The 22,544-nt window shown below is 57.5% G+C and carries 30 protein-coding genes; 4 read left to right on the forward strand and 26 right to left on the reverse strand.

The window, feature by feature from the left end; translation table 11 throughout:
* Positions 1-3: 3 nt before the first annotated feature.
* From AB4P96_RS25370 to AB4P96_RS25380, 3 genes are all read right to left on the reverse strand, one after another.
* Positions 4-366 carry a diacylglycerol kinase gene (locus AB4P96_RS25370; RefSeq protein ID WP_017137081.1) on the reverse strand — a complete coding sequence of 121 codons (363 nt, stop codon included), beginning with the start codon at positions 364-366 and terminating at the stop codon, positions 4-6.
* Between the two features lie 75 nt (positions 367-441).
* Positions 442-1,092, reverse strand: coding sequence for a response regulator transcription factor ErdR (gene erdR / locus AB4P96_RS25375; protein WP_017137080.1), 651 nt, complete (start codon positions 1,090-1,092; stop codon positions 442-444).
* 252 nt (positions 1,093-1,344) lie between these two features.
* Positions 1,345-2,064: a tRNA-uridine aminocarboxypropyltransferase gene (locus tag AB4P96_RS25380; protein ID WP_236460195.1), complete on the reverse strand. Its 720-nt coding sequence runs from the start codon at positions 2,062-2,064 to the stop codon at positions 1,345-1,347.
* 179 nt (positions 2,065-2,243) lie between these two features.
* Between AB4P96_RS25380 and AB4P96_RS25385 the strand changes: the two genes are divergently transcribed.
* Positions 2,244-2,684: a PA3611 family quorum-sensing-regulated virulence factor gene (locus tag AB4P96_RS25385; RefSeq protein WP_017137078.1), complete on the forward strand. Its 441-nt coding sequence runs from the start codon at positions 2,244-2,246 to the stop codon at positions 2,682-2,684.
* Positions 2,685-3,062: 378 nt separating this feature from the next.
* Entirely contained in the window at positions 3,063-4,175 is a 1,113-nt protein-coding gene (locus AB4P96_RS25390; RefSeq protein WP_017137077.1) for a TIGR00730 family Rossman fold protein, read from the forward strand.
* A 142-nt stretch (positions 4,176-4,317) separates the two neighbouring features.
* Here AB4P96_RS25390 and recX read toward each other — a convergent pair whose 3' ends face one another.
* The 23 genes from recX to AB4P96_RS25505 form a co-directional block, all read right to left on the reverse strand.
* A complete protein-coding gene (gene recX, locus AB4P96_RS25395) occupies positions 4,318-4,785 on the reverse strand; it encodes a recombination regulator RecX (RefSeq protein WP_017137076.1) in 468 nt (155 codons plus the stop codon).
* Positions 4,786-4,793: 8 nt separating this feature from the next.
* Positions 4,794-5,852, reverse strand: coding sequence for a recombinase RecA (gene recA, locus AB4P96_RS25400; protein ID WP_017137075.1), 1,059 nt, complete (start codon positions 5,850-5,852; stop codon positions 4,794-4,796).
* An 83-nt stretch (positions 5,853-5,935) separates the two neighbouring features.
* Positions 5,936-6,436 carry a CinA family protein gene (locus tag AB4P96_RS25405; protein WP_017137074.1) on the reverse strand — a complete coding sequence of 167 codons (501 nt, stop codon included), beginning with the start codon at positions 6,434-6,436 and terminating at the stop codon, positions 5,936-5,938.
* A 108-nt stretch (positions 6,437-6,544) separates the two neighbouring features.
* The gene (locus tag AB4P96_RS25410; protein ID WP_017137073.1) at positions 6,545-7,102 is read right to left on the reverse strand and encodes a glycoside hydrolase family 19 protein; all 558 of its coding nucleotides are present in this window, start codon (positions 7,100-7,102) and stop codon (positions 6,545-6,547) included.
* 22 nt (positions 7,103-7,124) lie between these two features.
* Positions 7,125-8,135 carry a contractile injection system protein, VgrG/Pvc8 family gene (locus tag AB4P96_RS25415; RefSeq protein ID WP_099548532.1) on the reverse strand — a complete coding sequence of 337 codons (1,011 nt, stop codon included), beginning with the start codon at positions 8,133-8,135 and terminating at the stop codon, positions 7,125-7,127.
* A gap of 9 nt (positions 8,136-8,144) precedes the next feature.
* A complete protein-coding gene (locus AB4P96_RS25420; protein WP_017137071.1) occupies positions 8,145-8,357 on the reverse strand; it encodes a tail protein X in 213 nt (70 codons plus the stop codon).
* On the reverse strand, positions 8,350-8,733 hold the full coding sequence (locus tag AB4P96_RS25425; RefSeq protein ID WP_017137070.1) for a phage tail protein: 384 nt from the start codon (positions 8,731-8,733) through the stop codon (positions 8,350-8,352). The genes AB4P96_RS25420 and AB4P96_RS25425 overlap by 8 nt, the downstream gene beginning before the upstream one ends.
* Entirely contained in the window at positions 8,733-10,568 is a 1,836-nt protein-coding gene (locus AB4P96_RS25430; protein ID WP_395600202.1) for a phage tail tape measure protein, read from the reverse strand. Before AB4P96_RS25430 ends, AB4P96_RS25425 begins: the two co-directional genes overlap by 1 nt.
* A gap of 127 nt (positions 10,569-10,695) precedes the next feature.
* Positions 10,696-11,268: a phage tail assembly protein gene (locus AB4P96_RS25435; RefSeq protein WP_017137068.1), complete on the reverse strand. Its 573-nt coding sequence runs from the start codon at positions 11,266-11,268 to the stop codon at positions 10,696-10,698.
* A gap of 153 nt (positions 11,269-11,421) precedes the next feature.
* Positions 11,422-11,928 carry a phage major tail tube protein gene (locus AB4P96_RS25440; protein WP_099548528.1) on the reverse strand — a complete coding sequence of 169 codons (507 nt, stop codon included), beginning with the start codon at positions 11,926-11,928 and terminating at the stop codon, positions 11,422-11,424.
* Positions 11,928-13,094: a tail protein gene (locus tag AB4P96_RS25445; protein WP_017137066.1), complete on the reverse strand. Its 1,167-nt coding sequence runs from the start codon at positions 13,092-13,094 to the stop codon at positions 11,928-11,930. Before AB4P96_RS25445 ends, AB4P96_RS25440 begins: the two co-directional genes overlap by 1 nt.
* 2 nt (positions 13,095-13,096) lie before the next feature.
* Positions 13,097-13,270, reverse strand: coding sequence for a hypothetical protein (locus AB4P96_RS25450; protein WP_163005422.1), 174 nt, complete (start codon positions 13,268-13,270; stop codon positions 13,097-13,099).
* 84 nt (positions 13,271-13,354) lie between these two features.
* Positions 13,355-13,678, reverse strand: a complete 324-nt coding sequence (locus tag AB4P96_RS25455) for a tail fiber assembly protein (protein ID WP_244160690.1) — start codon at positions 13,676-13,678, stop codon at positions 13,355-13,357.
* Positions 13,679-13,689: 11 nt separating this feature from the next.
* Positions 13,690-14,532: a hypothetical protein gene (locus AB4P96_RS25460; protein ID WP_177032752.1), complete on the reverse strand. Its 843-nt coding sequence runs from the start codon at positions 14,530-14,532 to the stop codon at positions 13,690-13,692.
* Between the two features lie 23 nt (positions 14,533-14,555).
* Complete coding sequence (locus tag AB4P96_RS25465; RefSeq protein WP_177032753.1) at positions 14,556-15,086, reverse strand: hypothetical protein; 531 nt, start codon at positions 15,084-15,086, stop codon at positions 14,556-14,558.
* Complete coding sequence (locus tag AB4P96_RS25470; RefSeq protein ID WP_395600203.1) at positions 15,083-15,721, reverse strand: phage tail protein I; 639 nt, start codon at positions 15,719-15,721, stop codon at positions 15,083-15,085. The genes AB4P96_RS25465 and AB4P96_RS25470 overlap by 4 nt, the downstream gene beginning before the upstream one ends.
* A complete protein-coding gene (locus AB4P96_RS25475; RefSeq protein WP_177032757.1) occupies positions 15,718-16,713 on the reverse strand; it encodes a baseplate J/gp47 family protein in 996 nt (331 codons plus the stop codon). Before AB4P96_RS25475 ends, AB4P96_RS25470 begins: the two co-directional genes overlap by 4 nt.
* Positions 16,710-17,042, reverse strand: a complete 333-nt coding sequence (locus AB4P96_RS25480; protein ID WP_053254663.1) for a hypothetical protein — start codon at positions 17,040-17,042, stop codon at positions 16,710-16,712. Before AB4P96_RS25480 ends, AB4P96_RS25475 begins: the two co-directional genes overlap by 4 nt.
* 9 nt (positions 17,043-17,051) lie before the next feature.
* Positions 17,052-17,663: a phage baseplate assembly protein V gene (locus AB4P96_RS25485; RefSeq protein WP_177032759.1), complete on the reverse strand. Its 612-nt coding sequence runs from the start codon at positions 17,661-17,663 to the stop codon at positions 17,052-17,054.
* Between the two features lie 3 nt (positions 17,664-17,666).
* Positions 17,667-18,182, reverse strand: a complete 516-nt coding sequence (locus AB4P96_RS25490) for a hypothetical protein (protein ID WP_138451264.1) — start codon at positions 18,180-18,182, stop codon at positions 17,667-17,669.
* 23 nt (positions 18,183-18,205) lie between these two features.
* Entirely contained in the window at positions 18,206-18,544 is a 339-nt protein-coding gene (locus tag AB4P96_RS25495; RefSeq protein ID WP_138451265.1) for a phage holin family protein, read from the reverse strand.
* 285 nt (positions 18,545-18,829) lie between these two features.
* Complete coding sequence (locus AB4P96_RS25500) at positions 18,830-18,988, reverse strand: hypothetical protein (RefSeq protein ID WP_017137056.1); 159 nt, start codon at positions 18,986-18,988, stop codon at positions 18,830-18,832.
* Between the two features lie 149 nt (positions 18,989-19,137).
* Positions 19,138-19,872, reverse strand: coding sequence for an XRE family transcriptional regulator (locus AB4P96_RS25505; protein WP_017137055.1), 735 nt, complete (start codon positions 19,870-19,872; stop codon positions 19,138-19,140).
* Between the two features lie 296 nt (positions 19,873-20,168).
* Here AB4P96_RS25505 and AB4P96_RS25510 point away from each other — a divergent pair, with 296 nt between their 5' ends.
* Positions 20,169-20,819 (forward strand): SMI1/KNR4 family protein, encoded by a 651-nt coding sequence (locus AB4P96_RS25510; RefSeq protein ID WP_177032763.1) that lies wholly within the window; start codon positions 20,169-20,171, stop codon positions 20,817-20,819.
* Between the two features lie 425 nt (positions 20,820-21,244).
* Entirely contained in the window at positions 21,245-22,492 is a 1,248-nt protein-coding gene (locus AB4P96_RS25515; protein ID WP_395600204.1) for a hypothetical protein, read from the forward strand.
* Positions 22,493-22,544: the final 52 nt, after the last annotated feature.

Consider the following 22,544-nt stretch of genomic DNA (forward strand, 5'->3'; position numbering starts at 1 on the left):
GGCTTAGATCAGGATCACGGCCCACACCAGGGTAATCATGGTCAGCGCTACGAATTGCGCGGCGCTGCCCATGTCCTTGGCGTTTTTCGACAGCGGGTGGCGGTCGAGGGAAATCCGGTCGATAGCCGCTTCCACTGCCGAGTTGAGCAACTCAACGATCAAGGCCAGGAGGCAGACCGCGATGAGCAAGGCGCGCTCGACCCGACTGACGTGCAGGAAGAAGCTCAGCGGGATCAGGATCACGTTCAGCAACACCAACTGACGGAATGCCGCCTCGCCGGTGAAAGCTGCGCGCAGGCCATCCAGGGAATAGCCCCCTGCGTTGAAGATACGTTTGATACCGGTTTGACCCTTGAAAGGCGACATAGATGTAGGCAACTGAACCAAAGAAGTGGGGAAACTAGATCACGCAAAGTCAAAAAAGCGTGAATCGGGTACAGCTTAATGCTGCGAAATTGACTCAAGTTGTTGCAAGAGCAGCGCCGCCTGAGTGCGGGTACGCACGCCGAGCTTGCGAAAGATCGCCGTCACGTGGGCCTTGATGGTCGCTTCCGACACACTCAACTCATACGCAATCTGCTTGTTCAACAAGCCTTCGCAAACCATGGTCAGCACCCGAAATTGCTGGGGCGTCAGGCTGGCAAGGCCATCACGGGCGGCTTTGGCTTCGTCGGACACGTTGATTTCTTCAAACGCTTGCGGCGGCCATGACACGTCGCCATCCAGCACGGTGCGCACGGCTTTCTGGATCGCTTCCATAGAGCTGGACTTGGGAATGAAACCGCTGGCACCAAACTCCTTGGAGCGCACCACCACGTCGGCTTCTTCCTGGGCTGAAACCATTACTACCGGGATCTGCGGGTATTGCCCGCGTAAGAGCACCAATCCCGAGAAGCCATAGGCACCCGGCATGTTCAGGTCGAGCAGCACCAGGTCCCAGTCGGATTTTTCGTTGAGGCGGGCTTCCAGTTCGGCAATGCTGGCCACTTCGACCAGGCTCACGTCAGGGCCAAGGCCCAAGGTAACGGCCTGATGCAGCGCACTGCGAAACAGCGGATGGTCATCGGCTATCAGGATTTCGTATGTGGCCATTGATTAAATGATCCTGTTTTTTATGGGAGCCCTGATGGGTTCAGGGTTCGCCAGTACACAAGGCAATGGCCAGGCAGCCATCGCCACAGGGCACACTCAGCATCAAAAACACCTGAAACGACACTGAAAAGTCACGGTTACGCCCCAATCGGCGCCCAGCATGCCCAGCGCAGCCTGGGGGGTCAAGCACTACGCCCGTGGGCATTTTAGCCGGTTGCGGGTTTACGGTGCCATCATGCAAACGTCGTCTGGTTATACCGTAGGGATATGGGGCGCGAGCCGCATGTGCACGCTGTCCGCCGGGTCCAGCGGCAATTGAAATTTAGCGGCCAGGTAATGCGCGCTGAACACATCGAGGTAGGCGTCCAGCACTTCGCTGGCCGCTGGGTCGTCGGCCAGCTCCAGGCACAGCGCCGCAACCTCGGCGGTACAGAAATGATCATCGCGCTTGGACCGGCGCAGCTTGTAGCGTGACAGCTGTTCGGGCGCCAGGCTCAACACCGGCAAGTGCGCAAGGTAAGGGCTTTTGCGGAACATCTTGCGCGCCTCGCTCCAGGTGCCGTCCAGCAGGATGAATAACGGGCGCTTGCCGTCTTGCACCCTCACCTCACTGCACACTCGCTCAGGCGCAACGAATTCGCCCGGAAACACGATATACGGTTGCCATTGCGGGTCGGCTAACAGGGTCAGCAACTCAGGGTCCACTTCTGTGCGCGACCAGGCGAACGCGGTGGTGTCATCGATCACATCGGCGATCAGCCAGCCGGTATTGCTGGGTTTCATCGGTTCCACGTCATGCATCAACAGGCACATGGCCGAGCGGGCCTGCACTGTTGGGCGCCAGGCGCACAGGCAGTACTCGGGAATCACCCGGCAACCGGGGCAACGTTCGGCGCGCGAACCACGGTTTAGAAACGGCCGGACGGCGCGCGCCAGGCGCTGGGTACGCAAGCGGGAGACGGCGTGGCTCATCGGGCGCACCGCGAGCAGAGGTCAATCGACACAGGCAAAACTCGAATCAGGCTTAAGTCGCCGCAGTTTACCAGCGATACGCCTGGCTGTAGTGGCAAGCGGTCCCCTATAATTGCGCGCCACTGAACGCACAGCGCAGTGGCTGGTCTATGCACCAGTAACCGAATCAGGAGAGTTTCATGCTGCGTTCCATGCTGCGCCTTGTTGCCCCATCCGTCGCCCTTGCGCTGGTTCTGCCCATGGGCGCCCACGCGGCGTCGCTGCTGGAGGCCCAAATGAACAGGAAACTGCAGAGCGTCGCGGCCGAGAGCAACAAGGACCTGCCCCGGGAAATCGATGCAAAGACCCTGGAAGTGGCCTACACCGTTGAAGGCATGCAACTGATTGATCACCTCAGTGTGCTACCTGACCGTGCCGAACAGATGCGCGCAAACCCCAAAGCTGTGTATTTCCAGCTGGGTCAAAGCGTATGCCTGAACAAAGGCTATCGCGAGCTGATGGCCAAGGGCGCCGTGATGCGTTATGAGATCACCGAGAACAAGACCAACCGCCCGGTAGCGTCGGTCAAGTTCGTGGAAGCCGATTGCCCGGCACCCGCTGCGGCGAAGAAGAAAAAGTAACCGTTGCTCGATCATCGCGCGCTGCTGTCCGGTGGCGCGCACCTCCCTCGCCTCATTGGCCAGCCGCCAACTAAACTGCTTGATGAGTGACCAATAAGCGGTTGCCAGCCAAGGGTTTTTCGGCTCATGATCAAGCCATCCCGGCAGCCCATCTACTGCGTTTCTCACGCCGTTCTGTAACATTTCCAGGGCAAAAGAGGGTTGCCCTCCTGCGACTTGCAGTGCAAAGGTTTCCAAATCACAAGGAACATACAGAGCCCGTTTTGCCGCCTGGCGAACACCGTGCAACGCTTAAGGCGTGCAGCGACACACGCAGTGTCGTGGCCGCGGACGAATCTCTCGCCGATGGCCCAGGTTCTGTGAAGAAGGAGAAGTTGAATGCCTTACGAACCGAATGACCGCCTGCTCCGTCATTTTGAAGCAAACGGCGCTGACCTCACCCAGCAGGTCGACGCACAACTCCAGCTGGTCGCTCCCAACAGCCCGAACATCCCCCTTTATCGCGATATGATCCTCACCGTGCTGCGTATGGCCAAGGATGACCGCAACCGTTGGAATGCAAAAATCACGCTGCAGGCGATCCGCGAGCTGGATAACGCCTTCCGCGTGCTGGAACAGTTCAAGGGCCGCCGCAAGGTCACGGTGTTTGGCTCGGCGCGCACGCCGGTCGAAAGCCCGCTGTACGCCTTGGCCAGGGAAGTCGGCACGCTGCTGGCGCAATCCGACCTGATGGTGATCACCGGCGGTGGCGGCGGCATCATGGCCGCTGCCCACGAGGGCGCAGGTCTGGAACACAGCCTGGGGTTCAACATCAACCTGCCGTTTGAACAGCACGCCAACCCGACCATTGATGGCACCGAGAACCTGCTGTCTTTCCACTTCTTCTTTACCCGCAAGCTGTTCTTCGTCAAGGAAGCCGACGCGTTGGTGCTGTGCCCGGGCGGTTTTGGCACGCTGGATGAAGCGCTGGAAGTGCTGACCCTGATCCAGACCGGCAAGAGCCCGCTGGTGCCGGTGGTGCTGCTGGATGCCCCAGGCGGTGGTTTCTGGCAAGGCGCACTGGACTTCATTCGCAGTCAGTTGGAAGCCAATCGCTATATCCTGCCCACCGACCTCAAGCTGATCCGCCTGGTCTACAGCGCTGAAGAGGCGGTGGCGGAGATCAACCAGTTCTATGCCAACTTCCACTCCACGCGTTGGTTGAAGCGTGAGTTTGTGGTGCGCATGAATCATCCGCTCAGTGATCGTGCACTGACCCACTTGCAGAGCGAGTTTGCCAGCTTGCGGCTAAGTGGAGAGTTCCAGCAGCTTGCTTACACAGGCGAGGAACATGATGAACCAAGGTTCAGCCATTTGACGCGGCTGGTGTTCAACTTCAACGGTCGTGATCAGGGCCGGTTGCGGGAGTTGGTGGATTACATCAACTTGCCGGAGAACTGGGTCCAGGCTCAGGGGAAGACACAGCAGCGGGCGGCGCCAGAGCCGGCGTGATTTTTAAGGCAAAAAAAAAAGGCCCACTACTGTCGTAGTGGGCCTTTTGTTTTACCGGGATTTGGCATCCCAGCAGCCAACACAATCCAATGTGGAAGCTGGCTGGCCTGCTCCCACATTTGGATTTAACCAACCTGAAGACTCAATCTTCCATGTCCCGACCGCTGAGTAACCGGCTGATCATGTCCATCGAAAACCCGCGATAGCTCAGGAAGCGCCCTTGCTTCGCACGCTCCCTGGCATCAATTGGTAGATGCCCGGCAAACTTGCGACGCCAGGTATCCTCCAACTGCGACTGCCAACTAATACCGCACTCACGCAGGGCAAGGTCGATATCGGCACGTTGCAGGCCACGTTGGCTCAGTTCTTCACGAATTCGCGCTGGGCCGTAGCCGGAGCGCGCACGGTAGGAGACAAAGCTTTCAAGGTAACGGGCTTCGGAAAGCAGCCCCTCTTCCGTCAAACGGTCCAGGGCTGTTTCGATCATCTCGGGCTCTGCACCGCGCTGACGCAGTTTACGCGTCAGCTCGACTCGACCATGCTCGCGGCGAGCGAGCAGGTCCATGGCAGTGCGCCGAACGGCGACGAGTGTATCCAGTACAACAGTCATCGTTTGCTTCAGATGTCAGTGTCGACTTCTTCTACTTCTTCAACCGGCTCGCGGTTGGCAGCAGCTTTCACGTCTGGTGCTGGGGTCAGCAGCTTGTCGCGAATCTGCTTCTCAAGCGTGGCGGCGATATCCGGGTTGTCCGCCAGGAACTTGGCCGAGTTGGCCTTGCCCTGACCGATCTTGCTGCCGTTGTAGGCATACCAGGCACCGGACTTCTCGACGAAACCGTGCAGTACGCCCAGGTCGATCATCTCGCCGTTCAGGTAGATACCCTTGCCGTAGAGGATCTGGAACTCAGCCTGACGGAATGGCGGAGCCACCTTGTTCTTCACGACTTTAACGCGGGTTTCGCTACCAACAACCTCGTCACCTTCCTTCACCGCGCCGGTACGGCGGATGTCCAGACGGACCGAAGCGTAGAACTTCAGCGCGTTACCACCGGTGGTGGTTTCCGGGCTGCCGAACATTACGCCGATCTTCATACGGATCTGGTTGATGAAGATCACCAGGCAGTTGGCGTTCTTGATGTTACCGGTGATTTTACGCAGCGCCTGGGACATCAGGCGGGCTTGCAGGCCCACGTGCATGTCACCCATCTCGCCTTCGATTTCAGCTTTCGGCACCAGGGCAGCCACGGAGTCGACCACGATCACGTCGATGGCGTTGGAGCGCACCAGCATGTCGGTGATTTCCAGGGCTTGCTCACCGGTATCCGGCTGGGAAACCAGCAGGTCGTCAACGTTGACGCCCAGCTTGCCGGCATATTCCGGGTCCAGGGCGTGCTCGGCGTCGACGAACGCACAGGTGGCGCCCATTTTTTGCGCCTGGGCAATCACCGACAGGGTCAGGGTGGTTTTACCGGAAGATTCAGGGCCGTAGATTTCAACGATACGGCCTTTTGGCAGGCCGCCAATGCCGAGTGCGATGTCCAGACCCAGAGAGCCAGTGGAAATAGCCGGGATCGCCTGACGGTCGTGATCGCCCATACGCATTACGGCACCCTTGCCGAATTGACGTTCGATCTGACCCAGGGCCGCAGCCAAGGCTTTCTTCTTGTTGTCGTCCATTAAAGTCCTCACGTAATCAATAAGGCCTGACGGCCAACACCTGTATAAGTAGACAGTATTGTTCCACAAAGATCCGGGATCGCCTACCCCTGATTTTCGATTTCTGCTGCAGCTCGTCGCAACAAGCCCTCAAGCGCGGCTTTTACCGTTTGTCGGCGGACCTCGTCGCGGTTGCCGGGGAAGTGCGCCAGCTCGGCCGTTACCTCATCGCCCACGCCGAACGCCAGCCATACGGTGCCCACCGGTTTGTCCGGCGAACCGCCGTCCGGCCCCGCCACACCGCTGACCGCCACGGCAAAGCGCGACAGGCTTTTTTCCTGCGCACCGCGCACCATCGCCTCCACCACTTCCTGGCTGACGGCGCCGACCTTGGGGAACAGCGTCTCAGGCACACCCAACTGGCGGGTCTTCTGCCGATTGGAGTAAGTGACATACCCGGCCTCGAACCACGCCGAACTGCCCGGAATACGCGTAATGGCTTCGGCGATACCGCCACCGGTGCAAGACTCGGCAGTGGTGACGTGGGCATTGAGCACCTGCAAACGGCGACCCAGTTCAGCGGCCAGTTGAGTGATTTCCTTCACGGTCGTCTCCAGGAATGGGCGGGGGTTTGCCTACCCTACAGGAGCCTATCGGCCATGCAAGTTGCAGAGTGCATCAAGACGCTAACGGCCGACGACGCGCATCCTGCCTCAGGAAACGCCCAATATCGCCTTCGCCCGCGCCCAGAGCTGCAAACGATCGTCCAGGCCATTCAGGCCACCATTGATGCGCCGGGTGATAGTGGTGAACTGGTCTTTGTCAGCAAGTTCGTTCAAACCATTGCTCTGCCAGAACCATGCGGCGGACTCACACGCCCATTGCGGCTGCTCCAGCAGTTGCGGTTGCTGCAACAGGCGGTCGTCGCCGAACAACGCCTGGCTGCACGCCAGGTAATTGCGTCGCCCCGTGATCTGAATAAGCCCCCTGCCTCGGTACTTCTGGCCATCGCCGTCGGCCTCGGGGGTGTTGCCCAAACGCGCGGCCAGGGTGCCAGTGTCGTATTTGCTCAGGTATTTATCGCTGCCCAGTTCTCGTAAATAGAGCAACTGGCCGGATTCGTGGCCGATTTGGGCGAGGAACGCGGCACTACGCTTTGGCGTGCCAATGTCGTAGCGAACCAGCACCGCATTTAACGCAGATAAAAAAAAGCCCGCTCTAAGGCGGGCTCCAGGCATCACTTGAAGCAGTTGAGCAAGCGTTATCGCCATGGGGCTTTCCCTTTGAAAATGGCTATGCCGACAACCCATTCGCCGTGATCGAACTGCGATACCCCGTCGCCGGATCGCCAACATGCACCACCTGTTTCATCGACCACTGGCCCTGCATATACGAAGGCCAGGTTTCATCCAGCAACAACACGCCTTCGGCAGCCAACAAAGGGTTGCCAGGGCAATCAATCAGCAGTTTCAAACCTTCGCGTCCCACACGTCGCAGTTCGCCTTCAGCCACGGCACGTGCCTCGGCTTGGTTCTGGCAGCGCTGGCGCAAGGTTTTGAACGGGGCCACCCCAACCTCGACTACCTGCTGTTTGCCACCTGCGGCATCCCACCAGGTCACGCGGCTGCCCATGTATTTGGAGCGAGACGTTTCGTCGAGCTTGGCAGTGATGAAGGCCTGGTCACCGGGACGGTTGTCCTGGGTCACGGACAGCTTCACCTGCGGTAATAGTTGCCCGGTAAGTGATTTGACCTGCCCCGCCTCGGCCAGCACGTACAGCTCGTTGATTGGTTTGGTGACCGCGCTGTAGCGCTTGGCAAGGCGGGTGATGAACGCCATGTCGCTTTCATTGGACTGGTCGATATGGGCAATCGCAATGCCTTCCAGCGCAGGGGCCACACGCGGTGAAAACCCGTGGCGACTGACCAGTTGGCGAAACAGTGCGCCCAACGTGGTTGGCCCGTAACTGGCCGACCGTCGCTGGCGATAACCGCTGGCGTCGAGCATGCTGAAAGGTGCGGCTGTCGCCACGATCATCAAGCGCATGGGAAACAGCACGGGCGTGCGCTGCGTGATCACGAACTCGCCTTTCTCCACCAGCGCGGACTCCTGATAACCCACGCGCAAACCGATCTTGCCGCTCAGGCTGGGCAAACCTTCCAGCCCCTCGATATTGAGGGTCAACTCCAGCCGGTCAGACTCGATACCTGCGGCGTCGGTATGGCTCCAATGCATCAGGCGTTGATTGAGCAGCGCGGCATTAGCGCCATAAAACTCCACGATCGGCGTAAATCCCTGTGCCATGTCGCCTCCTTAATCCCACGCCAGAACAGGCCGCACAGCAGCCGGCCGCGCTTGCATTTCCGGAACGATGACCCAAACACCGGCGGGCAGTACCGGCCCGTACTCGGCAAGCTCGGGGTTCAGACGCCAAAGGGTTTCTTCCGCCGCGTCATCGCAACGGCCCAATTCGCGGTAGAGCAACAGGTTGACCGAATCACCGGCGATACTTCGCACTCTACGCATTGACGAATTCCTCCAGTTCCATAGTCCAGGCCATGACCATGGCAGTGCCGTCATCGATCACGTTGCTCTGGGTTTCCATCACCGAATTGATCCGCCACAGGCCCCAGTTACGGCCGATGCCATCGACCAGCGGTAAGGGCGCACGCGCATTTTGCAGGGCGCGCAACTCGTCCAGGCGCTGCATGCCGATGGCATACATCGCTGTGCCGGTGAACGTGAGCTTCTCCAGCTTCTGGCCGCTTTGCCGCGACTGGGGTTTGCTGGCAATAATCGCCAGGTCACTCCAGCCGCCATCAGTGGTACGCACCAGCCCGGAATAGGCAAAGCCACGGGACAGGCCAAAAATAAAGTCGCCGAGGACCATTTGTTGTTGCATCAATCACCTCCTGGTGGATCGGCCAGCGCCGCGTTGCGCCGAATGCCAAGGGTGTCGGTGACCATCGGCATGCACTGAAATTGCAGGGCCTGGATCACCTGGTTGACGACTTGCTGGGCATCGGCGGGGTTCACGCCGGTAATCTGAATGCTCGGCGCGAGGGTGACTTGCACATTGTCGGTACGCGCGGCGTTGAGCTCTTTGCTCACTGCACCGGGTGCAGGCAGTCGGTCGGTTGAGCCGAACAATTTGTCACCCAGCCAGGTGCCCGCTTCACTGCCAAGCAAACCACCAATGGCACCGCCGACCGCGGTGCCGACACCGGGAAAAATCAGCGTGCCAATGGCCGCGCCGGCGGAGGCTCCTGCCCAGGCGCCACCTGCAGTGGTGAGGCCTGCACCGACGGCTTTGGCGTCGCCGTTGCGGATACCCTCGGCCACATCCATGGCAGTGTCGACATACCTCATCGGGCCGAGGCGGCGGGCGGCGGAGGACTCCAGCTTGCTCACCGCGCCTGACAGGCCGGAGGCCGGCAGCTTCGGCGCGTGAGGCAGCGCCTCAGTTGAGCGCTCATGGCTGAAGGCCTGTGTGTTTGGCAGAGCAGTCATACGCCCATCAGAAGGCAGGGGGACAAGCCCTCGCTCCAAGGCCTCCATCAGCCCCGGCCCTCTGCCAGCAGCCGGTTGACGGTAATCAGCGCCCTGCTTTCGACTATTTGCCTGGACCTCGCGCAGTTGCATCCCCTGAGTAGGGCCACCGGCGTGAAAACCATTCGACTGCGCAGGGAAAAAGGACTTGGCAAAGCGCTCAGACACACCGCGCAGCGTCGCCATCACGCCGCCGCTTTTTGTGGATGCAAGCCTGGTAGCAGCTGGCTTGGCCACGGAAGCCTGTTTCTTCTGCGAACCTTGCTTGTTCTGCGCGCGCTGCGTCTTCTTATTCTGCGATTTTGGCGGTTGGGTATTCTTCTTCCTGGCAGAAGAACTTCTACGGCTGACGCGGCGGCTACTGGGTGAGGCTTGAACAGCAGCAGCACAGCAGCAGGACTTATCCTTTTTAAAGCCATCACTCTTGAATAGCTTGCCGGCGACTCCAGGCAACTTGCCAAGCGTTACATCAACCAAGTTACCCGTTACCCGGGTTTTGATCGTCTCTCCCAAGCCCGAAAAAAAGCCAGTAATGACGGGTGAAATAACCGGCAAAACGACCACCTCAGCCATTTTTACAGCGGTGACAGCTGTGGGCGACTCACCCGCTATGGTGTTGGCGCGGTCCATCACATGGGTCTTGGCTTGCAGCCACCAGTCCTCCCCGAGCACCGGCGCGAGCTTCAGCGTGGTGGAGAGCCGCTCCTCACTCTTTGACGACTCCTCTCGCAATTGAGTGGTAGTTTTTTCCGCAACGGCGGGTGCAGCAAACGATTGCTGGAAGGCTGCGACCGGATCGAGGCTCTTTACATCGCGCAACGTCATGGCGTCACGGACCAAGCTCCGATCTTGCGATGCGCTCGACTTAACCTCGGTGGTCGTCTTCTGCTCACTACGCTGATCGATTTTAGACGGTTCAACGTCCACCGCCTTCAGCCGCGACAAGGCGTCTTCCAGCGCGTCCACGCTGTTGCGCACTAACCCCAGGGACAGCGAGAGGCCATTGAGTTGCAAGCCTGCATTGGTCAGCGCCAGACTCATCGAGGACAACGACGGCGCTTCTGCGAGAGCACCAGAGACCAAAGGGCCTGGGCTGACAATCTCGCCCCCCTTTGCGTTGTCTGCGTTGCTAAAAATACCTTGGCCATCCTTGGCCATGGCATACGCGAGCGAATACTTGTTTTGCATCCCGCTTACTCCTGTTTAACGCCAAGGCGAGTGATCGCGATGTCGTAGCGGCGCAATGCTTTGCCGGCGTCCCAGTCGAGGATCTCTGCCTCATTGACCGAGTAAATCAGCGGCACCACATCGAGGATTACTTCGATGTCGCGCTGCGAAAGAAGTCCGCCGGTTGATTTAAAAAATCGTCGATGCGCTCCTGCAGTTCCGTCCAGTCGGGTACGGTCAGGCCAGCGAGATCGGGGATCATCAGGCCGGTGCAATGAGCGGTGATGAACTCGGCGCGTTCTTTGTTGGTGGCGAGTTTTTTCATCACCTTGGTGGCGCGCAGGGCGGGCATTTCCAGGGGCAGTTCGGTCAGGCTGCGACCGGCCGCGTCAAGGGCCAGCAACAGCTGGACAGGCTGATCGTGGTTCGCTTCTTCAGGCTGATCCAGGAAGAACGAAGTAGGGCGTGTCGACATGTCATGTACGTACTGAGCGATGCTCACGTAGTCCGGGCGCTTGAGCTGGTCGAGTTCTTTTTCCGACAGGCCGGTGGCGAGTTTCGCCAGTTCAAAAAACTGGTCGTCCTCGTCATCACCGGCCCGGGCCAGCGCGTCTTTTTGCGCGGCGTAAAACAACGGCTTGAGTTGAATCTGCTGGATCGTCGCGCCAGTGTCGGCGGTGATCGGGGACAGCAGAATGTGCAGCGGTGGCATCCAGGCCATGGGGCAATTCCTTGTTAAGCATTTTTGAGGTTAAACAAAGTCAATGTGGGAGCCGGGCTTGCCCGCGATGCAGGCGACTCGGTATGTCTGGTGCACCGAGGTGATGCCATCGCAGGCAAGCCAGCTCCCACATTGTCCGTGCCCGCTTCGCCTTTAAGGCATCAGCACCGCGCGGCGTGCATCGCCGAGAATGTCGACGCCGTTGAGCACGAACTTCTGGGTGCGCACGTCGATGTCGATCACCGAAATGCCGTTTTCCAGACGGTTGTAGGTACGGCAGGACAGTTCCAAAGTGGTGGTGACCTTGTCGCCCATCTTCAGCTTCGCCTCCTCCAGGGATTTGAGTTTGCCGCCGACCGTGTGGTAGGTGAAGTAGGTTTTGCCATCCTGATCCTGACCGGCTTCTCGCACGTTCAGCAGAATGTCGTCACCCAAGCGCACGCCCAGGGCCAGCATGATTTCCGGCCCGGCACCTTGCAGAACCAACTTGGCATTGAGCACCTTGCCGCTCTTGGCCATTTCTTCGGCGATGAAGCGCCCACCGGACATGGACTCCATGTCGAACTCAATCTTCGGCGGGGTGAACTCCTCTACTGTCGCGGACAACGGCAGGCCTTGAAGGGTGGCCGCAATGGCCTGTCTTACACGGTTGGTAAACATTAGAGAACGTCCTCCAGGAACTGCTCGATGATTTCATCGCGGGCATTGAGTTGATAAATCATGTGTTCGTTCGGCGCGTAACGGCCGTAGTCGATGACGATGAACCAGGTGCCGTTCTTGTACTTCTCGACACTGTTCAGCTCCGGGTGCAGGTACACGCTGCCGCCGGGGATGGTTTCATCGGCCACCAGGGTTTGCAGCCAGTCGTTGATGCGCTTGACCTCCTGGTCCATGAACGACTTGGTGAGGTTCTTGGCCATGGCTTTCTGGCCGGCCTTGACCAGCTTGCGGCTGATGGCATCTTCCAGGCCGACGTAGCTGATGAACTTGCCGGTGAGGGAGCGGTTACCCAGCAGCGAAAAGCCGCCAAGGACAGTGCGCGCGTAGTAGCTCACGCCGTAACGGTTGAGCAGGTCGCCTTCGGTGGAGGTGTCGAGGATGTTGTACTCGACCACACGGGAAACGTCCTCGGCGAAGGTCACCTGGTTACCTGGGCTTTCCCATTGCTTGACCTTGGCCAGTGCGGCGATGGCCAGCGAGGATGGCGACAGGAACACGTTTTTCTTCGCCGCCTTGGAATACACCGACGGCATATTGTGCACCAGCAGGCAGCGGTCGAAGCCGAGGTCGGCACCGCCCAGCTCGCCGCTGTAGGTCACTTGGTCAGCGACGGACGCGTCCTTGCCGTCCAGCACCACACGGGCCTTGATGCGCTTGCCGAAGGAGGCGAACTCACCGGCCACAGCCTTGGTGCCGGTGAAGCCTGGGGCACCGATGATGGTCAGGTCTTCAGGGACACTGGCCAGTGCAGCCAGGCCCAGCTTGCGGCCGGTGGTCGGCTCGTTGCCGCCGATCACGTTATTGAGGGTGTCGGCCGGGGTCGCGCCCTCCTCCACGATCACCACATAAACCGGCACTTTCACCACTTTGAGGATCTGGTACACCGCCTGAAACAACGTGCCCGACTCGGTGCCGGTAGGGTCCAGCAGCGCCTGGGTGGTAAAGCTGTTGATGCGAAACGGCGCGTTTTTCGGAATCGACGCGTGGGCATTCGGCGCGGTGCCGACCAGGCCGATAACGTTGTCGCCCAGGCCACCCATGGCCTCGGGGGATTCAGTGGCATTCACGGTGATGCCGTTGTGCTCGAAGTTCAAAACCTCAGCCATGATTAGTCAGCCTTCTTGGGGGTGGAGTTAAGGACGCTGGTCAGTTCCAGGCGGCCGGCGGTGCGCAGGGCGGATGCTTCGACGTCCAGCAGTTCAAGCTCCTCGCCGGCGGTGGACCAGTGGCCACCTCCGGTGGGGAATGGGATGAGGACGGTGTAGGTTTGGCGGTTGGCCATGGGTAAGTTTCTCCAGACGCAAAAATGCCTTCTGAATAGGAAAATTCAGTGGGCGAAAAAAAACCGCTTTCGCGGTCGTGTCAGTCACTGGATTGGCGCTATAGGCCAATCGATTGAGGATGGGAAACCTGCCTGCTTGTCGAGGCGGTTCAGTTCGACTCGATACAGCCTCCAGGCTTGCAGCCGTGCCAACTCGTCATCGGTTGCCTTCCCCAACTCTTGTGCATCCAACAGCGGTGCGATGCGTATCGCCGCGACTTGCAGTAGCTCGTCTCGACGTTGCAGCGTTTCACTGCTAACCAGCAGTGCCATAACCTCAGCCGCATCGTCAGACGACAAACCGATATGCTGAAGACTCTCTGCGTCTGGATTGACGTAGATCGAGCCCTTGTAAGTAACTGTTCTCACTTAAAAACTCCTTATGCAGAAATAGTTGTATAGACCTGCCTGGCGGTGTAGGAACCTGGCGCCAAAGTAAGCAGATTATCCAGCGTTGCCCCAGCGCCGAAACCAACAATAGACACGCTACTGATATCAACCATTTTAGGCACACCGACATTCACGATTGTGCTCTGTGTCCCACCTTTACTGATTGTCGTCTGCGCAAGGCTAAGTTGAATAAACCCGTAATACGTGCTGAACAGCGGCACGTCTTGAACAACGACTTCACACTTATGAAAGAAGAGTTTAAAACTCACACTCTCACCAAAACCACCGTCGCGAGTAAACAAACCTCCGTAATCGGGACCGTATTGCGTCACTCCATTAGCCAGCCCAGTTTCGATTCGGCAGTCCGTAAACTTGATAGACATCTCGGTGAAGGCAGAGAACCCACCACACACATAAGTATTGGAATCAGAAAAGCGCACCAATGCCCCGCGCACAATTGGTTTAGAGGCTTCCGTACCGTAGGGCACAAATAGAATCGACATATTATCAACGTTGGTGCCGCCCAGGCCCCGACCGACTTCATAAACCTTACCGCGTCGCAAAAAAATAGTCGCGGAGCCGCACAACATAACTCTGCTCACCGCCGCCGCAATAGTTTTAAGCGGCTTATCGGGAGTCAAACCACTATTAGTGTCCACACCGCTGGAAGAGTCGACATATAACGCCTTGTTAACCTCTGCTCGAACAGCAGCTGGAACCTGTTCAGTTGCCGCAGCGACGCGTTGATCTATCAATGAAATCTTTTTGTTGACCGTATCCGTCAACGCATTGCATGCCGACACCAAGCCGGCGATTACCGTTTCCAAACTCATCGTTTAAACTCCCTGTAAAATATCTATTTGGTTTCCATACTCATGACGCGAAACAAAATCCCCACATGCCTCGCCATGTTGTCAACGCTGGCTGCCGCCAGTTGAGCGAATTCTTCGGTCAATAAGACATTGAGGTTTTCACTGCCCACTACCACCGTCACACTGTCTGTTGGCAACGGCGAAATATCCAGCGTAAACTTTTGCAGCACCCGTGCCGCCGACGCTTTATAGGTCAGCAACTTCCCCGCCACGGAATACACCGCCAGCAGGGTCCCACTGGCGAGGTAAAAACCGAACTCGCCAATCTCATATTCACCGTCGCCATCAAACAGCGCGGCCATCCTGAGTTGGCGCTCGCCCAAGTCCTCGTAATCCACAATGGCGACACGCTGGCGCTCGTCGCGCAAGGCCACTTCGGTGCCGTCCGGGTTATAGCGGCCAGTACCGGCGCCGATGTGGGTGATTTCGCCTTTCAAGCCCTGGTTCTTTGCCTGCAGCACTTCATCCAAACCCTTGGAGGTGAAGCGCACCAGGCGCGTAATGTCATCTGTCATGGCTGCGCCCTGAGGTCGTAGTCGTTAATGGTGTAGTGCTGGGCAACCCCAGCGCTGTTAAGCCGGGCAACCAGCACAACGTCCGGCAGCGCTCCGTCCAGATACAACTCGCCGTCACTTAACGGCGCATGGAGGACTTGAGTGAGCGCAAGTCGCCCTTGGGTTTCATGCACGATGGTGATGGTCGCCTGGTCCCGCTCGCTCTTGGCCGCGTTGATACGGCGAATCAAACGATTGTGATCACCGCTGGACCAACTGCGCCCGATGATGGCCTGCACGTCGAAGGTGTAGGGCATATCCCTTGGCCGCTGCTGATACCAGGCGCTGATGTTGGGGGTGAACCCCAGCGATTCCACCGCATAACTCAACGCCTTGGGCGTGCCGGCCTGACGCTGGATCTGCCAGGACAAGGCCACGGTCAGGCGCTTTTCGGTTTCGCTGGCGTCGGCGTCCCATTCACTGACGCCGCGGTCGGCGGCCAGGTAAGGCAGGAATTCGCCAGGGGTTTGCAGTGGATTCATCAACGCAGGAAACGGCGGCATGACCCGGTCGAGCAATTGCCCGAATCCCACGTCCAGAGCCTTTTCCAACGGTGAGCTGTTGGCTGGCAACAAACTCGCTTTGTGCTCACTCATAGCGTGCGCACCTCCACCTCGACACCCGTGCAATAAGGGGCCTGGAAGGCGTTACTGATAATGGGTTCGAGCGGTTCAACGATCTGTAACTGCGCGGCACCGGCGCTGTGAATCGCGTAATCAATCCAACTGGGATCCACCCGCCCTTCGAGGCGATGACAGGACTCTGCGTAGTCCAGCAGCAGTTTCTGCGCCGCAACTTGAGTGAGCCCCGAATCCGGCCCGGCATTGATCTTGGCCACGACCCGGATCTTGTAACGCAGGATCTGCGCACCTTGCACGCTGACCAGATCGGTCTCCGGCCGTACATCCGGCCGTGCGAAATGGCGACGAACCCCGTCAAGCAAATCGGCGGACGGCGTGCCGTCGCTCTCACGAGCAAGCACAGTCACCATCACTTCACCGGGCGCTGTTCGACGAGCGTTACCGTCCTTGACCTGCGCGGCATAACCGTCGGGATCAAAGGTGTAGCTGACCGTCACCACGCCCGGCGTCGCGCTTTGCACCTTCACCGACGGCCGTTCACCCAGGGTAAAAACCTCTCGCCGATACTGCATCCGCGAGCCGGCTGCCGGTGCATGCGGCGCCAGGTAATAACGCAAGCGAGCGTCGTCGTCACTCTCCAACGTCGGCGGCACCGGCGGAAACGCCGCCGGGTCGCCTGGATCGAGCACTTGGCGTTCCAGGCCCATGTCCGCCAGGCGCGCATCCAGGTTGCTGCCGGTGGCCCACCACGCCAGCATCTGCTTGATACGGGCATTGTATTTGCGTTCGTGGGTTTGCAGCCTTACACAGAAGGCTTCCAGGGCCAGGGTCAGCAACTCGCTTTCGTTGTCGAGGCTGACCTTGAGTTTGGCCGCGCTTTGCGGTGCTCGGGTGGCGACGTAATCGACCACAAACGCCTTGAATTCGGCCAGCAGCGGCTCGAACTCATCCACCGCAATGATGGCCGGTTCTGCCAGTTGGTTCTGGCCGGGGATCAGCATGCTCATGTCACGACCTCGAAGGTTTGTTGGCGGTTTTTCCAGGTGCCGGCGAAGCGCAACAGCAGGCCGGCGCCTTGGCGGGTGGCGACGATGACCTGGGGTTGAAAATCGCCGATGCCGTTGTGGCTGTTGTAGAACGCCTGCGCGGCGTGGCTTTGGGCGAGTATCAGCAGGTCGTCGCCGAGGTTTTGGCCGAGCAGTTGCGGGATCAGCGAGCCATATAGCGGGCGTTTCTGCCGAGTGCCCACGGGGGTGGTCAGCGCTCGGGTGGCGCGCTGCACGAACTGCAGCCAGTCATCGACGGCTGCCCCGGTGTTTCGATCGATGCCGAGCATGGGATGTCCTTATCGAGGGCTGATGACGCGGCCTTGATGGTCCACCAGCGGGCCGCTGAAGTGCGCGCCGCCAGCGTCCAGTACCAGGCTGGTGCCGCCGATTTGCAGGGTGATGTTCTGGGCGCTCATGACCAAGCTGGCGGCGCCGACTTTGACGTCTACCTGTTCGCGCGAACCGCTGAACGTGGTGGGGCCGTTGACCCAATTGAAAATGTGGCTGGCATCGTCATAGTCGCTTTGGGTGCCGTCCTGATGGCGTCGTCGGGTCAATGTGGCAACACTGGAGACGGGCGGAAACTGACTACTGTTGAGGCCGAACAAGGCCACAGACTGCCCACCGCCTTCGCCGCCGCCGTAGTTGAGCAACAGGCATTGTTCACCCACGGACGGGATACGCGTTTCGGTTTGTGCGCCTGCGCTGGGGTTGAAAAAGCGGATCGCCGGGGTGAGCAAATCACCGTGGCTGACCTTGCAGGTATTGCTGGCGGCATCGACCGACTGACACGTGCCGATCCGACAAAAACTCTCGGCGCGTCGATACAGGTCTTCAAGTTGGGTTTCCATCTCTGCCAGGCGTTCGACAATCGGCCCTAGTTGCATGCGTAACAGCGCGTCGAACATGGGCTACTCCGCCAATGGTTTGTATTGGTCGGGATCGTCGATGTTCGACACTTCCCAGGTGCGGGCAAACAGCGGCTGGCCGGTAGGATCTGTGAGTAATACCGGCCCGATGTAGACGGTCTGGGTGAAGGAGACAGTCCAAGTGTCGTAGTCCGTTTCTGCTGTTGTTGCAGCAACCGGAGCGGCGACGATATTTATCGGCAAATCACACTGGGCCAACGGTAGGCCCCAACGGTTATCCAGCACCTGGTCCATAAGCTGACTGGCCAGGTCGCAGGCATCAAACGGCAGCGCACCCGGCGCCACCATGGCCCGGAGCGAAATCGTCAGGGCGTGAGCCTTGCGCCCTTCGCGAGAGCGAATGCCTGGGCCATTGCCTTCGACCGTGATCAACACGCCGGTTTTATCCAAGGCGCCCTGAAAATCCTGATGATTGCCGACCTTCAAGTCCGGGAAGGCCGCGTGCAGCGCCGCGCCGATGGCGAGGGGCAGTTGGGAGGGCTTTTCGATAAGGGTCATATTAAATAGCGTCCTTGCAACGGTTACTGCGGGTCTTGACCGGAGCCTTGGTTGACCCCGATGCGCTTGGCCGCCCAGCGTTCATAAAGGCCGATGGCGACATCGGCACCGGCCATGGCGGTGAGGCAGCCAATGGCGCCGGCGGTCCAAATCGACATGCCGGCGGCATAGCACAGCATCAAGGCTGAAACGCCGCAGACCATGCACGCGCCGGAGCGCAGGGCCAGGCGGCGCATCAGCGACCAACCACGTGCGCCCTCCTTATCGGCGCGCCACATTTCGCCGGATACACCGCCGATCACTGCCAATACGATGACCAGCCAGATAGGCATTTCCGCTAACGCTTGCTGTTCATTTGTCATGTCACGCCTCCTGGCTGAGCACTCAATAGTCCATTTTTCATTTACACATGCTTCGATAGGTCGGCATTCCAAAAAGCCCGGTTGCCCGGGCTTTTCAGTAATGATGTCCTCGAACGTTCGGCGCTACTGGCGCGGTACGGTTCTTTCCTCAATGTTTTTCCGACCACGATCCCTGTCTGCCGGATAACTGCTTCTGGTGCTTTACGCTGCACACCCGGGTCAGTTGCCAACCCTCTGAACCGTTAAGGCCGGTTCATCGCTGCCTGTTATTTTAAAGCGGTGTAACTAAAGAGCGTCGGCATCCTTGCCGGTGTTGCCTGGCATCCCTGCCATCGCTTCGATGGCGTCCTTGCCGATGTTGCGTGCCTTCCTTGTCACTTTCCTTGGCAGCATCCTTGCCGCCTCCACCACCTTGTTGGCTGGCTTGAGATGGAGAATATGCATGTATGCATATACAGTCAATGCGCAAATGCATTTATTTTTGCTATCGGAATGCACCAGCGCATTTCGAACCTTATGGGCCAGGGGTTTACCGGTTTTCTACGGTCGAAAAAAAGCCCGCACATGGGCGGGCTTTGTCTTACGCAAGGAGGTTAACGGGCGTACATGCCCCACCAGAACACATGGCCGAGGATGCTGATTTGCTCATCCTGGATATCCTGGAAGCTGTAGTCCTCGTCCGGGTGCTCATCGCGATTGAAACTGCGCAGGCGAATCCCGGAAGGCAGGCGGTAGAGCTGTTTCACCCGCAATTGGCCATTGTGATTGATGGCATACAAGTCGCCATCGACGATGTCGCCAATGCCGCTCTTGCCCGCATTCACCCCAACCGTCGCGCCGTCGCGCAGCACCGGCAACATACTGTTGCCACGCACTGTCACGCATTTGGCCTGGTCGAACTGCACACCGTTGTGGCGAAGGCTGCGCTTGCCGAACCGCAGGCTGGCCTTCTCGCTTTCCTCGATGACGAATCTTCCTGATCCAGCAGCCAATTCAACCTCGCGCAAAAAGGGGATCGACACCTCGTCATCATTAACGGGCGTGTCGTCGTCCCACAGGCTTATGTCCTTGAGTTCCGAATGCATCGGGTCGCGCCCATCATCGCGCCCAGCACCCATCGCCGCGCGCCCGCGCAGGTGGTCGGTGCTGACGCGGAAGTACTCGGCGATGCGCGAGATGTGCTTGTCCGACGGATCAACGATCTTGCCGCTGAGGATCCGCGAGAGTGTGGATTGAGGCACGCCGGTACGCCGGTGAAGCTCCGTGGGGGAGATCCGGTCGCGGTCCAGCAGCTCTCGTAAGACGGTTGAAACGTTGCGTTTTTGCATAACGGCGATAGTGCCGGGAGTTTTGGGGGTTGGCAAATGCTAAATTGCATATTTTATGCATTATCAGAAAATGTTAGTCGACGCGTCAGTAAGCAATAGGGGCCTGGGCATTCGTCAATTTCAAAGTCCGAGAGGCTGCTATCGGCCAGGAGCGGACCGTCGGTTTGAGCCATTCTCAAGGCATGGCAACCAGAGTTCACGGTGAAGGTCAGATTGCATTAGCGCAGGCTCCAGCCTGCCTTTCACAAAACCTCAATCTAAGTTAGCGTGCACTTTTACATGATTGGAAACGCTTAATGAAGACAGTGATTGAACGGCTGGAAAAATGGTTAGAGGCCCATCTTCCTGAAGTACGTCGGGATCTGGCCCCGGGCTGTTCGGATGCTGCAATCGAAGAGTTCGAAAGCCTTGTTGGCCGACCTTTTCCAGAAAGCTTGAAGCAGCTCTACAGGTTGCACGACGGGCAACACGGTGCTGCGAATTCAGGGCCCTTTTATGGACTTAGTTTTCTGTCGCTGGCAGCGGCCAAGACACATTGGGAGTCTTGGAAAGATATCATCGATGAGTGGTCGCCCGAAGAAATGACCGAGGCGAGTGCATTCTGCACTTCGGGAAACTCCGGCGCTATCCAGGCTCTATACGCCAACAGATACTGGATACCCTTCGCCTTCGACTACGGTGGCAATCATCTCGGGGTTGATTTGGATCCAGGGGAGCGCGGAACCTTGGGACAAGTCATTAATTTTGGCAGTGACGAAGAAGATAAATACGTTGTGGGCAGGTCCGTTGATGAGTTTATGGAGTGGCTGGTCGATCAACTCGAAAGTGGTAACTTCGCAATCAGGGAGGAGGATGACGGTTGGCGAAGCTTGAACACCAAGGAGCCTGAAATGCTCCATTTTCTGGACGCGGTTCCCATTCTGTTTGGGGCACAATCTGTCAGGTGAACCGGCAAGATCGCCAATTGGGTTTACGCAAGTAGAGAGCTAAAGGGGGCGAATGTATTTTCCAGAAATCCCCCCTTTTTTGTCCCTATCCTCTTTCTTCTCGGTGCCATCGCCGTTCTGGACGAATGACTGCTTTTGGCCGGTCGCTCCCTTTCGCAAACGACAGCAATAGGTTCATTTCAGCGATCAATCGTACTGGATAGGAATTCGAACCCTTTTTAAGATGGTTTCAGACCGCTTCAGGCCTTAGAGTACGGGCATTTACACTCGGCATTTTGGTTCTCTGCGGTCTATGGCCGCCTCTGATTTGCCCTGAATATGTCTTAACTCACTTTCAACGTTTACGCGCTCCCTCGAACCACCAAGGACTGTTTTCGGCCAGAAATAGCTACCGCAGGAAGACCGCCTTCAGTCGGAAACGGGCGATGACAAATAAATTTGTCCCTTTTCAGTCCCTTTCGGTCGTCATTTCGCGGTGGAGCTTCACAGATGATAGGATGGTGGCTTATGGCCGGCATCGTGATTGGCCACTGATGAATTTTGGAATGGACATGTCTCAACAAACGGAAGTAACAGACACTGAGTCTTCTAAGGGGTATTTTAAGGATGACGAGATGCATCGTCTCCTTCACGAGACTGAGAGTCGGTACAAAAGCGCAATAAATACTGACGGGATGGACGCTAGTGATATCAATTTTTTTATAATTAGATCACTAGCCGCGATGCGAAATAATTATATTGCTTTCGAACGCGACTGCCTATTTAACATTGAAATGATCGGTCGTGTTTTTAAAGAAAAATTGGAGACTATAGATCCTCAAAACTCCAAAGATTCTGAACTGTTGGCTGCTTATATATTTCGCTTTGTGCAGGAGTATGAAGTATCGAACCCCAACGATATTTCTGACGAGTTGAGATATGGACTTAGGGTGATGCCGGACCTAAACCTAGATCACCGCGCAGCAAGTGAAATAAAGTACGGTCAGCACTCAATGCTGATTGGAGTTTTGAAAAAGTATCTTCATCATGAGGATATTGTTGCTATAAAAAAACTTCCAGGAACTATTGAACGCGCGGTGAGAATTAATGCTGACAGTGAGCGCACCCTCAACGAAGGGCAGCAAAAAGTAGCACACCTGGCGGAAGGTCTAAAAAAGCTTAAAATTGGTTCGGATTTTGTAGAGCTGGCATCAGGGTTTTCAAAAATGAGAACTCGCAAGGCAATCGAAAAGCATTTCAATTTTGCGTGTTTACTGCTTTTGGCAGCGATGATGATCTCCCCAGCAGCACTGAAAATATATGTCTATTATGCTGAGCTAAAAATCCCGGAGATTGATGTCTATACAGCCGTATCGATTGCTGCTTTGGAATTGGTGTTCGTATACTTTTTTCGCGTGGCGCTTCACAACTTTAGAGGCGTGAAAGCGCAGATACTTCAACTTGACCTTCGTATAGCACTACTTCAGTTCATTCAAAGCTATGTGAAATTTTCAGGCGACGCTAGAAAGATAGTATCCAAATCCAATGGTGAAATCTCTTCTAAGGAGCTGACTTTAGATCGATTTGAACAAGTAATTTTCAGCGGATTGGTAGTTGGTGAAAATGAGTTACCCTCGACTTTTGACGGTCTGGACGGATTGGCAAAAATCATCGAAAAGGTGAAGGGTAAGTGAGCCTAAGATAAAATATATTTCAAGTTAAAGATAACGACCCTGGAAACACGTA

Origin of the sequence: Pseudomonas sp. B19125 (assembly GCF_044218855.1) — a bacterium.
Lineage (GTDB): Bacteria > Pseudomonadota > Gammaproteobacteria > Pseudomonadales > Pseudomonadaceae > Aquipseudomonas > Aquipseudomonas edaphica.